The following is a 14,895-nucleotide window of genomic DNA, read 5'->3' on the forward strand; positions in this document are numbered from 1 at the left end:
CCTGACTTCTTTATTTAAAATTGCGGGGTCAGCTGTAGCGGTGGTTCCTGCAACAGCTTCTCCTGCTCGGTAAATTGCGAAATCTGTCTGCGCCAGAAATCCTCATCCGTCATCCATGGAAACGCTCGTGGGAAAGCGGGATCCTGCCAGCGGCGCGCAACCCAGGCCAGATAATAAACCATGCGCATGGCGCGTAAAGGCTCAATCAGTGACAATTCATTAATATCAAAATCACTGAACTCAGTATAAGCCTCCAGCAGAATATCCCACTGGATGCGCTGCTCCTGCTGATCGCCGTTGATCAGCATCCAGAGATCCTGCACCGCCGGCCCGTTACGCGCATCGTCGAGATCGACAAAGAGCGGCCCGTCGCGCCACAGAATATTGCCTGGATGGCAATCGCCATGAAGGCGCAGCGGCTGCCAGCTGTGATGCCAGCGCTGCTCAAGAGCAACGCCAAGCTTATCGATGGCCTGCAATAGCGCTGGCTTCAGGGAAGCGGGCACCAGAGCGTTGCTCGCCAGTTCGGCGCGCGGCTGATGCAGATACTCCTCTAACCCCATCGTAGGGCGATGCTCAAAGCGCTGCTTGCGCCCGGTCTGGTGTATGCGCCCCAGAAAGCGGCCGACCCACTCCAGGTGCTCATCATTGTCAGTTTCATACTGACGGCCGCCAAGACTGGGAAATACGGTGAACAAGAAGCCCGCGTGGGTATGCAGCGTTTTTCCCTGCAGCAGCAGAGGAGCGGCAACCGGCACCTCATCCGTCTGCAGATCGCGCGTGAAGCGATGCTCTTCTTCAATCTGCGCCGCGCTCCAGCGCTGCGGGCGATAAAACTTCACCACGTAGCGATGCCGCTCTTCATCACTAAACTGGTAGACGCGGTTTTCATAACTGTTGAGCGCGGTTAATCCAGACTCAACCCGGAGTCCTGTTTCCCATAGCGCATCAAGAATGGCGTCAGGGTTAAGCGTCTGGAAGTTAAAAGCGGCATCCATAGGATTATCCGTTACTGTCTTTACTGGAAGCCGCCAAGCATAGCATTAGTTATCGTCCTTAATCACACCGCGCGCGCGCAGCAGCGCAGTTTTAAAATCCGTTTCATAATCTTTTTGTCGGCCGGGAATTTCCGCATACTTGTCGGCATCGCGCATTTTCAGATGGTAAATCAATACGTCATCGGTTAATTCACTTAATGGGCCACTGAAACCCGACTCCTGCGCCAGCTTTTGTAAAAATTGCGTCAGGTTAAGGTCGGGATCCTGTTGCCACGCAGGGCGCAGCAGCTCGAGCAGTTCATTAAGGCGATGGTATTCATCTGTTTTTCCTCATAACGGGTTGGTTATAAGCCTTTAAACAGGAGTATCGGCATGACAGCATTAACCGGCGTTATTCTGGCCGGCGGACAGGGGCGTCGCATGGGCGGACAGGATAAAGGGCTGGTGCTGTTTCGCGGCATCCCGCTTTATCAGCATGTTCTTCAACGGCTCAGGCCGCAAGTCGACATTGTCATGATAAGCGCTAACCGTAACCTTGATCGTTATCATTCCAGCGGGTGTCGCGTGATCTCAGATACCTTACCCGACTATCCGGGGCCGCTGGCTGGCATGCTCAGCGGCCTGCAAGCCGCGCAAACGGAATGGGTAGCCTTCTGTTCCTGCGATACGCCCTTTGTCCCGACTGATTACGTGGAGCAGCTCAGGCGGCAGAGAGCAGAGACACTGTGCGTATGGGCGCGCTCAAGCGAGCGCGATCATCCTGCGCTGGCTTTACTACATCGCACTCTGGCGCAGCCGCTGGCTGATTACCTGCAGCGCGGGGAGCGTCGCCTGATGCAATTTTTACGCGAGCAGGGTGGCCATGCGGTGACGTTGAGTCAGGATGAAGCCGCCTTTCGCAACGTGAATACGCCTGAGGATCTTGAGGATAACGCGTTATGACGCTGCCGTTACTGGCTATCGCCGCCTGGAGCGGCACCGGAAAAACCACGTTACTGCAGCAGGTGATTCCACTGTTGAAAGCGCGAGGTATTCGGCCCGGGCTAATAAAGCATACTCATCACCAGATGGAGATCGATACGCCGGGAAAAGACAGCTATCTGCTGCGAAAAGCGGGTGCGGATCAGGTGATTGTCGCCAGTTCGCAGCGCTGGGCGCTGATGTGTGAAACGCCGGATACCCCCCTCGATCTACGCTATCTGGTGAGTCGGATGGATCCCGCTTTGCTGGATGTAGTGCTGGTTGAAGGATTCAAAGATGAGCCAGTGCCGAAAATTATCCTGTGGCGTGCGGGTGTTAAAGGGGATGCTTTGCCGCTGACAGACGAGCACGTTATTGCTGTCGCCAGCGACAGCCACTTTGAAACCGACGTGCCCTTGCTGGATCTCAATCGTCCCGACGAGATTACCGCCTTTATTGCCGGCTGGTTAGGCAGGACATAACGCCATTTATCGTGCTGAATGAGCGATCTCTCAGCACCTTTTTACGGGCCTGAAAACGCAAAAAACCCTGACCGTGAGGTCAGGGTTATCGCAGTTGGATGCCTGGCAGTTCCCTACTCTCGCATGGGGAGACCCCACACTACCATCGGCGCTACGGCGTTTCACTTCTGAGTTCGGCATGGGGTCAGGTGGGACCGCCGCGCTAAGGCCGCCAGGCAAATTCTGTCTTCCGCGCCGCCCGCAGGCCGCGCAGATATATCCGTCACAAGCTGAAAATCTCGCGTCTCACAAAACGCCTCTGGCGTTGTAAGGTTAAGCCTCACGGGTCATTAGTACCGGTTAGCTCAACGCATCGCTGCGCTTACACACCCGGCCTATCAACGTCGTCGTCTTCAACGTCCCTTCAGGACCCTCAAGGGGTCAGGGAAAACTCATCTCGGGGCAAGTTTCGTGCTTAGATGCTTTCAGCACTTATCTCTTCCGCACTTAGCTACCGGGCAGTGCCATTGGCATGACAACCCGAACACCAGCGGTGCGTTCACTCCGGTCCTCTCGTACTAGGAGCAACCCCCCTCAGTTTTCCAGCGCCCACGGCAGATAGGGACCGAACTGTCTCACGACGTTCTAAACCCAGCTCGCGTACCACTTTAAACGGCGAACAGCCGTACCCTTGGGACCTACTTCAGCCCCAGGATGTGATGAGCCGACATCGAGGTGCCAAACACCGCCGTCGATATGAACTCTTGGGCGGTATCAGCCTGTTATCCCCGGAGTACCTTTTATCCGTTGAGCGATGGCCCTTCCATTCAGAACCACCGGATCACTATGACCTGCTTTCGCACCTGCTCGAGCCGTCACTCTCGCAGTCAAGCTGGCTTATGCCATTGCACTAACCTCCTGATGTCCGACCAGGATTAGCCAACCTTCGTGCTCCTCCGTTACGCTTTGGGAGGAGACCGCCCCAGTCAAACTACCCACCAGACACTGTCCGCAGCCCGGATTACGGGCCTACGTTAGAACACCAGCCATTAAAGGGTGGTATTTCAAGGACGGCTCCACGCAGACTGGCGTCCACGCTTCGAAGCCTCCCACCTATCCTACACATCAAGGACCAGTGTTCAGTGTCAAGCTGTAGTAAAGGTTCACGGGGTCTTTCCGTCTTGCCGCGGGTACACTGCATCTTCACAGCGATTTCAATTTCACTGAGTCTCGGGTGGAGACAGCCTGGCCATCATTACGCCATTCGTGCAGGTCGGAACTTACCCGACAAGGAATTTCGCTACCTTAGGACCGTTATAGTTACGGCCGCCGTTTACCGGGGCTTCGATCAAGAGCTTCTCCTTACGGATAACCCCATCAATTAACCTTCCGGCACCGGGCAGGCGTCACACCGTATACGTCCACTTTCGTGTTTGCACAGTGCTGTGTTTTTAATAAACAGTTGCAGCCAGCTGGTATCTTCGACTGGCCTCAGCTCCGGGAGCAAGTCCCTTCACCTACGCGCCAGCGTGCCTTCTCCCGAAGTTACGGCACCATTTTGCCTAGTTCCTTCACCCGAGTTCTCTCAAGCGCCTTGGTATTCTCTACCTGACCACCTGTGTCGGTTTGGGGTACGATTTCGTGTTGCCTGGAGCTTAGAGGCTTTTCCTGGAAGCAGGGCATTTGTTGCTTCAGCACCGTAGTGCCTCGTCGTCACGCCTCAGTGTAAAGTGAACCGGATTTGCCTGGAACACACACCTACACGCTTAAACCGGGACAACCGTCGCCCGGCCAACATAGCCTTCTCCGTCCCCCCTTCGCAGCAACACCAAGTACAGGAATATTAACCTGTTTCCCATCGACTACGCTTTTCAGCCTCGCCTTAGGGGTCGACTCACCCTGCCCCGATTAACGTTGGACAGGAACCCTTGGTCTTCCGGCGAGCGGGCTTTTCACCCGCTTTATCGTTACTTATGTCAGCATTCGCACTTCTGATACCTCCAGCATGCCTCACAGCACACCTTCGACGGCTTACAGAACGCTCCCCTACCCAACAACGCATACGCGTCGCTGCCGCAGCTTCGGTGCATGGTTTAGCCCCGTTACATCTTCCGCGCAGGCCGACTCGACCAGTGAGCTATTACGCTTTCTTTAAATGATGGCTGCTTCTAAGCCAACATCCTGGCTGTCTGGGCCTTCCCACATCGTTTCCCACTTAACCATGACTTTGGGACCTTAGCTGGCGGTCTGGGTTGTTTCCCTCTTCACGACGGACGTTAGCACCCGCCGTGTGTCTCCCGTGATAACATTCTCCGGTATTCGCAGTTTGCATCGGGTTGGTAAGCCGGGATGGCCCCCTAGCCGAAACAGTGCTCTACCCCCGGAGATGAGTTCACGAGGCGCTACCTAAATAGCTTTCGGGGAGAACCAGCTATCTCCCGGTTTGATTGGCCTTTCACCCCCAGCCACAGGTCATCCGCTAATTTTTCAACATTAGTCGGTTCGGTCCTCCAGTTAGTGTTACCCAACCTTCAACCTGCCCATGGCTAGATCACCGGGTTTCGGGTCTATACCCTGCAACTTAACGCCCAGTTAAGACTCGGTTTCCCTGCGGCTCCCCTATACGGTTAACCTTGCTACAGAATATAAGTCGCTGACCCATTATACAAAAGGTACGCAGTCACCCCATTAAAGAGGCTCCCACTGCTTGTACGTACACGGTTTCAGGTTCTGTTTCACTCCCCTCGCCGGGGTTCTTTTCGCCTTTCCCTCACGGTACTGGTTCACTATCGGTCAGTCAGGAGTATTTAGCCTTGGAGGATGGTCCCCCCATATTCAGACAGGATACCACGTGTCCCGCCCTACTCTTCGAGTTCACAGCATGTGTGCTTTCGTGTACGGGAGTGTCACCCTGTACCCTGCGACTTTCCAGACGCTTCCACTAGCACACAAGCTGATTCAGACTCTGGGCTGCTCCCCGTTCGCTCGCCGCTACTGGGGGAATCTCGGTTGATTTCTTTTCCTCGGGGTACTTAGATGTTTCAGTTCCCCCGGTTCGCCTCGCAACACTATGTATTCATGTTGCGATAGTGTGTCGAAACACACTGGGTTTCCCCATTCGGACATCGCCGGCTGTAGCGGTTCATATCACCTTGCCGGCGCTTTTCGCAGATTAGCACGTCCTTCATCGCCTCTGACTGCCAGGGCATCCACCGTGTACGCTTAGTCGCTTAACCTCACAACCCACAGGCGTCTTGCGACGTCGCGGATGTGATTATTGAGAGACTCGAACGCGCTGCCTTTCATTCCTGTTTACGGGGAATGAACGCAGGGCGTCGTTTCAATTTTCAGCTTGTTCCGGATTGTTAAAGAGCAATATCTCAAACTCGACGTTGCCGTCAGTTTTGAGATATTTCGTGGAGACACCTTTCACCTGTCACCAAGCAAGTGGCGTCCCCTAGGGGATTCGAACCCCTGTTGCCGCCGTGAAAGGGCGGAGTCCTAACCGCTAGACGAAGGGGACACGAAAACGCGTCACGACTTCGCAGCCGTCTTGCTCATTACTTTCTATCAGACAATCTGTGTGAGCACTTCGAAAGGCAGTATCTTCAGGTAAGGAGGTGATCCAACCGCAGGTTCCCCTACGGTTACCTTGTTACGACTTCACCCCAGTCATGAATCACAAAGTGGTAAGCGCCCTCCCGAAGGTTAAGCTACCTACTTCTTTTGCAACCCACTCCCATGGTGTGACGGGCGGTGTGTACAAGGCCCGGGAACGTATTCACCGTGGCATTCTGATCCACGATTACTAGCGATTCCGACTTCACGGAGTCGAGTTGCAGACTCCGATCCGGACTACGACGCACTTTATGAGGTCCGCTTGCTCTCGCGAGGTCGCTTCTCTTTGTATGCGCCATTGTAGCACGTGTGTAGCCCTACTCGTAAGGGCCATGATGACTTGACGTCATCCCCACCTTCCTCCGGTTTATCACCGGCAGTCTCCTTTGAGTTCCCGACCGAATCGCTGGCAACAAAGGATAAGGGTTGCGCTCGTTGCGGGACTTAACCCAACATTTCACAACACGAGCTGACGACAGCCATGCAGCACCTGTCTCAGAGTTCCCGAAGGCACCAATCCATCTCTGGAAAGTTCTCTGGATGTCAAGAGTAGGTAAGGTTCTTCGCGTTGCATCGAATTAAACCACATGCTCCACCGCTTGTGCGGGCCCCCGTCAATTCATTTGAGTTTTAACCTTGCGGCCGTACTCCCCAGGCGGTCGACTTAACGCGTTAGCTCCGGAAGCCACTTCTCAAGGAAACAGCCTCCAAGTCGACATCGTTTACGGCGTGGACTACCAGGGTATCTAATCCTGTTTGCTCCCCACGCTTTCGCACCTGAGCGTCAGTCTTTGTCCAGGGGGCCGCCTTCGCCACCGGTATTCCTCCAGATCTCTACGCATTTCACCGCTACACCTGGAATTCTACCCCCCTCTACAAGACTCTAGCCTGCCAGTTTCGAATGCAGTTCCCAGGTTAAGCCCGGGGATTTCACATCCGACTTGACAGACCGCCTGCGTGCGCTTTACGCCCAGTAATTCCGATTAACGCTTGCACCCTCCGTATTACCGCGGCTGCTGGCACGGAGTTAGCCGGTGCTTCTTCTGCGGGTAACGTCAATCGACGCGGTTATTAACCACATCGCCTTCCTCCCCGCTGAAAGTACTTTACAACCCGAAGGCCTTCTTCATACACGCGGCATGGCTGCATCAGGCTTGCGCCCATTGTGCAATATTCCCCACTGCTGCCTCCCGTAGGAGTCTGGACCGTGTCTCAGTTCCAGTGTGGCTGGTCATCCTCTCAGACCAGCTAGGGATCGTCGCCTAGGTGAGCCGTTACCCCACCTACTAGCTAATCCCATCTGGGCACATCCGATGGTGTGAGGCCCGAAGGTCCCCCACTTTGGTCTTGCGACGTTATGCGGTATTAGCTACCGTTTCCAGTAGTTATCCCCCTCCATCGGGCAGTTTCCCAGACATTACTCACCCGTCCGCCACTCGTCACCCGAGGAGCAAGCTCCTCTGTGCTACCGTTCGACTTGCATGTGTTAGGCCTGCCGCCAGCGTTCAATCTGAGCCATGATCAAACTCTTCAATTTAAGTTTGATTTGCTTAAACAAGTTAAGCGGTGCTCATCTGTAAAACGTCATAATGAATGTCATTATGTGTCCACTCGTGAGGCTTGATATTTTTTAAGCCCGAAGGCTTTTGATATCTGCTCTCGAGTGCCCACACAGATTGTCTGATAAATTGTTAAAGAGCGGTGCAGTCAGCGGCGGAGCCTGCTGCTGCGAGGTGGCGTATATTACGCTACTCTCCTTCGGAGTCAACCACTTTTTTTCAGTGATTTCATCCGGCGACCCGGTAAACCGGCTCTCCTGAACACCGCATTCCGTAAGCCGTTGTGCCGTGTCAGTGGAGGCGCATTATAGGCAGTTCTTTCAGGCTGACAAGCATTTCTTTGAAAATAATTGTCGGATGCTTTTTTTTTAACCGAACGAGTTAAAAGCAGACATTTCCGGGCGAAAAAGCGCGCAAAGAGAGCCTTTCATTGTGGAAAATTGCCAACGTCACATTTTTTGTCGATGCTATGCTGTCATTTCGATTCCTTGCCAGCTACTGACACCTATATAGAAGGATTTTCGATGATACGATCCGCGCGCAGTATGGCCGGTCTGCCATGGATAGCCGCCATGGCGTTTTTTATGCAGGCACTGGATGCCACCATTCTCAACACTGCGCTACCCGCTATCGCTACCAGCCTCGATCGCTCTCCTCTGGCTATGCAGTCCGCTGTTATCAGCTACACCCTTACCGTCGCAATGTTAATCCCCGTCAGCGGCTGGCTTGCCGACCGCTTCGGCACGCGTAAGGTGTTTATTATCGCGGTGTCACTCTTTACCCTTGGCTCGCTGGCCTGCGCCCTGTCGCAATCGCTGACGATGCTGGTGATCTCGCGCATCGTTCAGGGCGTGGGCGGCGCAATGATGATGCCGGTGGCGCGCCTGGCGTTGCTGCGCGCCTATCCGCGCAGTGAACTCCTGCCGGTGCTGAACTTCGTTACCATGCCTGGCCTGGTGGGGCCGATACTGGGACCGCTGCTTGGCGGGCTGCTGGTCACCTACGCCACATGGCACTGGATATTCCTGATAAACATTCCCGTCGGCATTCTTGGCATTGTCTATGCGCGTAAATATATGCCGGACTTTACCTTGCCCAAACGTCGCTTCGATTTTCTCGGTTTCCTGCTATTCGGCGCCGGGCTGGTATTGCTGTCGATCGGCATTGAGCTGTTTGGCGAGCGTATCGTTTCCGCCTGGCTGGCGTCGGGCGTGCTGGCAACGGGCATTATATTGCTGCTTCTTTATATCGTTCATGCGCGCCGCCACCCGGCACCGCTGATCAGCCTGCCGCTGTTTAAGACCCGCACCTTTTCGGTCGGCATTCTCGGCAATATCGCGTCGCGCCTCGGCACCGGCTGCGTTCCTTTTTTGATGCCGTTAATGCTGCAGGTCGGTTTTGGTTTCTCGGCGGTGGTGGCGGGCTGCATGATGGCGCCGACGGCCATCGGCTCGATCCTGGCTAAGTCGACGGTAACCCGGGTGCTGCGCCTGTTCGGCTATCGCCGCACGCTGGTCGGCATCACCGTCGTTATCGGCATTCTGATCGCCAGCTTTGCACTGCAGTCACCTTCTGAAAGTATCATTCTGCTACTGCTGCCGCTGTTTATTCTCGGCATGGCGATGTCAACGCAGTTCACCGCGATGAACACCATCACGCTGGCCGATCTAAATGATGAGAACGCCAGCGGCGGCAACAGCGTACTGGCGGTGACGCAGCAGCTGTCGATTAGCTTTGGCGTGGCGGTAAGCGCGGCGGTACTGCGCTTTTATCAGGCGTTCGATAGCGGCACCGTCGAGCAGTTCCATTCAACCTTCCTGACGATGGGCATCGTCACGGTGATCTCCGCCTTTACCTTTGCGCTGCTGCGGCCGGGGGATGGCCGCCACCTGATCACCAATCGCGATAAAAAGAAGAAAAGCGCTTAAGTGGAGGCGCGCACCACCAGTTCCGGCGTCAGCACCAGCGTTTGCTGGCTGGCGTCGGGATCGTTAAGGCGATGGATAAGGGTATCGATCGCCAGCTGGCCCAGTTCATCTTTCGGCTGGTGAATGGTGGTCAGCGGCGGCGTCAGATAGCGCGCCAGCTCGATATCGTCATATCCCATCACCGCCATATCCTGCGGAATGCGCAATCCCGCCTCAAACAGCGCGTGATAAACGCCGACCGCCATCGCATCGTTGCTGGTAAAAACCGCCTGCGGCGGGCAGGGCAGCGCCAGCAGCGCCTTCATGGCGCTATAGCCGCCCTGAAACTCGAAATCGCTGTTAATCACATAGCCCGCCGGGATCGCCAGGCCGTTTTTCTCCATCGCATGATAGTAGCCCTGCAGACGCATGCGTCCCGGGGTTTTATCCAGCGGGCCGGAGATGCAGGCGATCCGCCTGTATCCGCGGTCAATCAGATGCTGCGTCGCCAGCTCGCCACCCAGCAGCGCATTATCCTGGATAATATCGCCGCGCCCTTCAAAGGGCGCCCAGTCCATCATCACGGCTGGAATAGAAGGATAGCGATTGAGAATAGCCGCGGAGGGCAGATGGCTTTCGGTACACATGATCAGCAGCCCGTCGACGCGCTTTTGCAGCAGCGTTTCCAGGCTGCGGTTCATGCGCTCTTCGTCGCCCGCCGTGTTGCAGAGGATCAGGCTGTAGCCGCGCTCGTAGCAGCTGTCTTCAACGCCGCGCACCACCTCGGCGTAAAAGGGGTTGCTGCTGGCGGTCAGCAGCATGCCGATGGTATGCGTCTGGTTAAGCTTAAGGCTGCGCGCCAGCGCCGAGGGGGCGTAGTTCAGCGCGCTGATCGCCCGATCGACCTTCTCGCGCACCGCTTCGCTGACGAAGCGGTTATTGTTGATAACGTGCGAGACGGTGGAGGTGGAGACGCCCGCCATGCGGGCGACATCTTTCATGGTCGCCAAGGCTTAACCCTGCTGAAGTAGAAAATCGTCGATTTCCGCACGCCACGGCACGGAAGGCTGCGCACCCGGACGCGTAACGGCGATGGCCGCTGCCGCATGGGCGAAGCGTACCGCGTCATGCAGGCTTTTGCCTTCCAGCCGCGCCGTAATAAACGCGCCGTTAAAGGTGTCCCCCGCCGCAATGGTATCGACCGCTTTCACCGTAAACCCGGCAATGCGCTCGCCTTTTTTGCCCTGCTCGCTCAGCCAGACGCCGCGGCGTCCCAGCGTGATCAGCACGGTGCCAATGCCTTTGGCGTGCAGCGCTTCGGCGGCGCGCGCGGCGTCATCGTCGCTGGCGACAGCGATACCGGTCAGGCTTTCCGCTTCGGTTTCATTTGGGGTAATGATATCCACCAGCGCCAGCAGCTCATCGTCGAGCGGCGTGGCCGGTGCGGGATTGAGGATTACCTGCGTCTGATGGGCGCGAGCAAGCTTCGCCGCAGCCAGCACGCTCTCCAGCGGCGACTCCAGCTGCATCAGCAGCGCCGAGGCATCCAGGATAGCCTGCTGATGACGCGCCACGCAGGCGGGCGTCAGCGCCGCGTTGGCACCGGCGCAGATGCCGATGCTGTTTTCGCCTTCGCCGTTAACGAAAATCATTGCGACGCCGGTCGGTTCGCCGCTGACGGTTTCAACGGCGGCGGTATCGACGCGGTCTCGCGCCAGCTGCGCGCGGATGCGCTCGCCGATAGCGTCATCGCCAAGACAGGCGATAAAGGCGATCTCCGCCCCAGCTCGCCCGGCGGCGACCGCCTGGTTCGCCCCTTTGCCGCCAAACGCAACGGTATACTGCTCCCCGATCACCGTTTCGCCGGGACGAGGAAAGTGCGTCAGGTTAAGAATATGGTCAGCATTAATGCTGCCGAGAACGGCCAGTTTTGCGCTTTTGCTCATAGGGTGTGATCCAGAAAGAGTGCGCCACCGGTTGAAGGGTGGCGCATTGCCCTGCTTTTCTTTGAGTTATTTGGTGACCAGTTTCAGGTCAACGGGATTGATGGCCTGCACTTTTTCACCTTTCAGCACTTTATCAGCGGTATCCACGCCAATCATGCCGATCTTATCTGGCATCTGAGCGACCGTCGCCGCCAGTTTGCCGCCTTCGACCGCTTTCACGCCGTCGGCGGTGCCGTCAAAGCCGACTACCACGACATCAGATTTCCCGGCGGTTTGCAATGCGCGTAGCGCGCCGAGTGCCATTTCATCATTTTGCGCAAAGACCGCCTGCACGTCCGGATGCGCCTGCAGCAGGTTCTGCATCACGTTCAGCCCTTTGGTGCGATCGAAGTCCGCCGGCTGGCTCGCCAGCACCTGGAATTTATGCGCATCTGAGGCCTGCTTAAAGCCTTCGCCGCGCTCGCGCGCCGCAGAAGTACCGGCAATGCCCTGCAGTTCAATAATTTTGGCACCGTCACCCAGGCGCTTAGCGATATAGTCGCCCGCCATTTTGCCGCCGAAGCGGTTATCAGAGGCGACATGGCTCACCACTTTGCCCTGCGCGGCCACGCGGTCCAGCGTAATCACCGGGATATTGGCCTGGTTTGCCATTTTCACCGCGTTGCCGACCGCATCGGAGTCGGTAGGGTTAATCAGCAGCAGTTTGGTGCCGCGCACGGTGAGATCCTGCACGTTCGCCAGCTCTTTCGCCGGGTTGTTCTGCGAATCCAGCACCACCAGGTTATAGCCCAGTTTGTCGGCTTCTTTCTGCGCGCCCTCTTTCAGCGAGACGAAGAAAGGGTTATTCAGCGTGGAGACCACCAGCGCGATGGTATCTTTCGCCACTGCGCTGGCGCTTAATGTCGCGCCGAGGATCACGGCCAGTGCGGTCAACTTTTTCATTATTTCATCCTGTGTAAAGGTCAGAGTTATTTACTGCTTTTGTTATCCACCAGTACCGCCAGCAGGATTACCACCGCTTTTACGATCATCTGGTAGTAGGAAGAGACGCCCATCAAATTCAGGCCGTTATTCAGGAAGCCCAGGATCAGCGCGCCAATCAGGGTGCCCATAATGCGCCCTTTACCGCCCGCCAGGCTGGTGCCGCCCAGCACCACCGCCGCGATAGCGTCCAGCTCGTAGCCAGTGCCCGCCGTGGGCTGCGCAGAGGAGAGGCGCGCGACTTCGATGGTGCCCGCCAGCGCGGCCAGCATGCCGCTCAGGGCGTAGACGATCACTTTTACGCGGTTAACGTTGATGCCGGAAAGGCGCGTTGCCGCTTCATTGCCGCCCAGCGCGTAGATATAGCGGCCAAGACGCGTGTGGTGCAGCATGTACCAGGCGAGCAGGAAAACAGCAGCCATCAGCCACACCGGCGTCGGAATGCCCAGCGGACGGCCGATGCCGAACCAGCCGAAAAGATCGGCGTTGTCGTTAAAGCCGGTATTAATCGGGCTGCCGTCGGTATAGACCATGGTGACGCCGCGCAGCAGCAGCATCATTACCAGCGTGGCGATAAAGGCCTGCACCTTGCCGCGCGCCACGATAGTGCCGGTAACGGCACCGATCGCCGCCCCCAGGGCCAGCGCGCCCGCGACTGCCACCAGCGCGTTGACTTCCATCCCCACCAGCGAGGCGGCTACCGCGCCCGTCAGCGCCAGCAGCGATCCCACCGAGAGATCGATGCCGGAGGTGAGGATCACCAGCGTCATGCCGACCGCCATAATGGCGTTAACCGAGGTCTGCTGCAGAATATTGAACAGGTTCGCGACGGTGAAAAAGTTAGGGCTCTGGCTCGCCACCACCGCGATCAGCACGATGAGCGCAATCAGCGATTTTTGCTCCATCAGCCAGGCTTTGCTGAACCAGCGACGGCTGGATGCTAAGGTTTGGGTACTCATACAACTAAATCCTCGCTGTGTTGCTTGCCTACGGCTGCCGCCATTAACGTTTCCTGCGTCGCCTGCTCGCGGGTAAATTCGCCGCCGAAGCGGCCTTCATGCATCACCAGGATGCGGTCGCTCATGCCAAGCACTTCCGGCATCTCTGATGAGACCAGGATGATGCTTAGCCCTTCAGCCTTGAACTGGTTGATCAGCTGATAAATCTCTTTCTTCGCCCCGACGTCGACGCCGCGCGTCGGTTCATCCAGGATCAGCACGTTGGGCCGCGTCATCAGCCCACGCGCGATGGCTACTTTTTGCTGATTACCGCCCGACAGCAGGCCGATCGCCTGATCCATCGTTGGCGTCTTGATATTGAAGAGCCGGATGAAATCGCCTACCGCCAGCTGCTCAGCAGCGTGCTTCAGCGTGCCGCCGCGGCTAAAGTAGCGCAGCGCCGTCAGCGACATGTTCTCTTTTACCGACATGCCCAGCACCAGGCCGTCGCGCTTGCGGTCTTCAGAGATGTAGACAATGCCGCTGGCCAGCCCGTCCTGCGGAGCGCGCGTCGCCACTTCACGGCCGTCGAGCCAGACCCGGCCTTTGCTGCGCGGCAGCGCGCCGTAAAGCAGCTTCATCAGCTCGGTGCGGCCGGCGCCCATTAGCCCGGAAACGCCAAGGATCTCGCCTTTGCGCAGCGTAAAGCTGACGTCATGCACGCCCGGCCCGCTGAGGTTCTCCACCTTGAGGCGAATCTCCCCCGGCGCCTGGTCGAGGCGTGGATATTGATCTTCCAGCTTGCGGCCCACCATCATCTCGATCAGGCTCTCTTCGCTGAGATCCTGTACCGGACGTTCGGCAATAAACTGGCCGTCGCGGAAAACCGTCACGTCGTCGCAAATCTCGAAGATCTCTTTCATACGGTGAGAGATATAGACAATGCCGCAGCCCTGCGCCTTCAGTTCGTTGATCACGCGGAACAGCGACAGGGTTTCGGTATCGGTCAGCGCGTCGGTAGGTTCATCCATGATGATCACCTGCGACTTAAAGCTGAGCACTTTGGCAATCTCCACCATCTGCTGATCGCCGATCGACAGATCGCCCACCGGCTTGTGGCTGTTAAAGCGCAGATTAAGCCGCTTCAGCAGCGCGTCCGCCTCGGCGTACATCCGCTTCCAGTCGATACGGCCAAAACGGTTAGTGAATTCACGACCCAGGAAGATATTTTCCGCCACGGTCAGCTGCGGGATCAGGTTCAGCTCCTGATGGATAATGCCGATGCCCGCTTCCTGCGACGCTTTCGGGCCGCTGAAGGTGGTCTCTTCGCCAAGCCAGCGCAGCGAGCCTGCGTCGCGGCTATAGATGCCGGTCAGCACCTTCATCATGGTGGATTTGCCGGCGCCGTTCTCGCCCACCAGCGCCATCACGCGCCCTGGATAGACCGCCAGCGACGCGTTCTTTAACGCCTTTACGCCGGGAAAGGATTTCTCAATCCCCTGGAGCTGCAGTAAGGGTTGCATAACG

Annotated in this window: 10 protein-coding genes, 1 tRNA gene and 3 rRNA genes; 3 read left to right on the forward strand and 11 right to left on the reverse strand. The window is 56.9% G+C overall.

Features of this window, described 5'->3' with window-relative positions:
• Positions 1 to 14: 14 nt before the first annotated feature.
• Together LB453_RS21885 and LB453_RS21890 are read right to left on the reverse strand one after the other, a co-directional pair.
• Positions 15 to 998 carry a serine/threonine protein kinase gene (locus LB453_RS21885; RefSeq protein ID WP_103797554.1) on the reverse strand — a complete coding sequence of 328 codons (984 nt, stop codon included), beginning with the start codon at positions 996 to 998 and terminating at the stop codon, positions 15 to 17.
• Positions 999 to 1,043: 45 nt separating this feature from the next.
• Positions 1,044 to 1,295 (reverse strand): YihD family protein, encoded by a 252-nt coding sequence (locus LB453_RS21890; protein WP_224481785.1) that lies wholly within the window; start codon positions 1,293 to 1,295, stop codon positions 1,044 to 1,046.
• Positions 1,296 to 1,370: 75 nt separating this feature from the next.
• On the opposite strand from LB453_RS21890, the gene mobA reads away from it, so the two are divergent.
• Both mobA and mobB read left to right on the forward strand, forming a co-directional pair.
• Positions 1,371 to 1,940, forward strand: coding sequence for a molybdenum cofactor guanylyltransferase MobA (gene mobA, locus LB453_RS21895; RefSeq protein ID WP_103797552.1), 570 nt, complete (start codon positions 1,371 to 1,373; stop codon positions 1,938 to 1,940).
• Positions 1,937 to 2,440 (forward strand): molybdopterin-guanine dinucleotide biosynthesis protein MobB, encoded by a 504-nt coding sequence (gene mobB / locus LB453_RS21900; protein ID WP_103797551.1) that lies wholly within the window; start codon positions 1,937 to 1,939, stop codon positions 2,438 to 2,440. The genes mobA and mobB overlap by 4 nt, the downstream gene beginning before the upstream one ends.
• A 100-nt stretch (positions 2,441 to 2,540) precedes the next feature.
• Here the strand turns inward: mobB and rrf are convergent.
• The 4 genes from rrf to LB453_RS21920 form a co-directional block, all read right to left on the reverse strand.
• Positions 2,541 to 2,656, reverse strand: a 5S ribosomal RNA gene (rrf, locus tag LB453_RS21905).
• A gap of 92 nt (positions 2,657 to 2,748) precedes the next feature.
• Positions 2,749 to 5,655: ribosomal RNA gene (locus tag LB453_RS21910) — 23S ribosomal RNA — on the reverse strand.
• A gap of 212 nt (positions 5,656 to 5,867) precedes the next feature.
• Positions 5,868 to 5,942 (reverse strand) — tRNA-Glu (locus tag LB453_RS21915).
• A gap of 90 nt (positions 5,943 to 6,032) precedes the next feature.
• Positions 6,033 to 7,574, reverse strand: a 16S ribosomal RNA gene (locus tag LB453_RS21920).
• The 16S, 23S and 5S rRNA genes sit together here with 1 tRNA gene alongside, the layout of an rRNA operon.
• Positions 7,575 to 8,120: 546 nt before the next feature.
• On the opposite strand from LB453_RS21920, the gene mdtD reads away from it, so the two are divergent.
• Complete coding sequence (gene mdtD, locus LB453_RS21925) at positions 8,121 to 9,524, forward strand: multidrug transporter subunit MdtD (RefSeq protein ID WP_103797072.1); 1,404 nt, start codon at positions 8,121 to 8,123, stop codon at positions 9,522 to 9,524.
• Here the strand turns inward: mdtD and rbsR are convergent.
• The 5 genes from rbsR to rbsA all read right to left on the reverse strand — a co-directional run bounded on the left by rbsR (position 9,521) and on the right by rbsA (position 14,891).
• Complete coding sequence (gene rbsR / locus LB453_RS21930; protein WP_411970182.1) at positions 9,521 to 10,513, reverse strand: ribose operon transcriptional repressor RbsR; 993 nt, start codon at positions 10,511 to 10,513, stop codon at positions 9,521 to 9,523. The genes mdtD and rbsR overlap by 4 nt on opposite strands.
• 3 nt (positions 10,514 to 10,516) lie before the next feature.
• The gene (rbsK, locus tag LB453_RS21935; RefSeq protein ID WP_103797074.1) at positions 10,517 to 11,449 is read right to left on the reverse strand and encodes a ribokinase; all 933 of its coding nucleotides are present in this window, start codon (positions 11,447 to 11,449) and stop codon (positions 10,517 to 10,519) included.
• A 66-nt stretch (positions 11,450 to 11,515) separates the two neighbouring features.
• On the reverse strand, positions 11,516 to 12,391 hold the full coding sequence (rbsB, locus tag LB453_RS21940; RefSeq protein ID WP_103797075.1) for a ribose ABC transporter substrate-binding protein RbsB: 876 nt from the start codon (positions 12,389 to 12,391) through the stop codon (positions 11,516 to 11,518).
• A gap of 26 nt (positions 12,392 to 12,417) precedes the next feature.
• Positions 12,418 to 13,389, reverse strand: a complete 972-nt coding sequence (gene rbsC / locus LB453_RS21945) for a ribose ABC transporter permease (RefSeq protein ID WP_103797076.1) — start codon at positions 13,387 to 13,389, stop codon at positions 12,418 to 12,420.
• The gene (gene rbsA / locus LB453_RS21950; RefSeq protein WP_103797077.1) at positions 13,386 to 14,891 is read right to left on the reverse strand and encodes a ribose ABC transporter ATP-binding protein RbsA; all 1,506 of its coding nucleotides are present in this window, start codon (positions 14,889 to 14,891) and stop codon (positions 13,386 to 13,388) included. Before rbsA ends, rbsC begins: the two co-directional genes overlap by 4 nt.
• Positions 14,892 to 14,895 lie beyond the last annotated feature (4 nt).

It is taken from the genome of Pantoea agglomerans (assembly GCF_020149765.1).
GTDB classification, from domain to species: Bacteria; Pseudomonadota; Gammaproteobacteria; order Enterobacterales; family Enterobacteriaceae; genus Pantoea; species Pantoea alvi.

Coding starts and splice junctions, on each gene's coding strand:
- LB453_RS21885 (WP_103797554.1), bottom strand. CDS start 998: ATGGATGCCGCTTTTAACTTCCAGACGCTTAACCCTGACGCCATTCTT.
- mobA (WP_103797552.1), top strand. CDS start 1,371: ATGACAGCATTAACCGGCGTTATTCTGGCCGGCGGACAGGGGCGTCGC.
- mobB (WP_103797551.1), top strand. CDS start 1,937: ATGACGCTGCCGTTACTGGCTATCGCCGCCTGGAGCGGCACCGGAAAA.
- mdtD (WP_103797072.1), top strand. CDS start 8,121: ATGATACGATCCGCGCGCAGTATGGCCGGTCTGCCATGGATAGCCGCC.
- rbsK (WP_103797074.1), bottom strand. CDS start 11,449: ATGAGCAAAAGCGCAAAACTGGCCGTTCTCGGCAGCATTAATGCTGAC.
- rbsB (WP_103797075.1), bottom strand. CDS start 12,391: ATGAAAAAGTTGACCGCACTGGCCGTGATCCTCGGCGCGACATTAAGC.
- rbsC (WP_103797076.1), bottom strand. CDS start 13,389: ATGAGTACCCAAACCTTAGCATCCAGCCGTCGCTGGTTCAGCAAAGCC.
- rbsA (WP_103797077.1), bottom strand. CDS start 14,891: ATGCAACCCTTACTGCAGCTCCAGGGGATTGAGAAATCCTTTCCCGGC.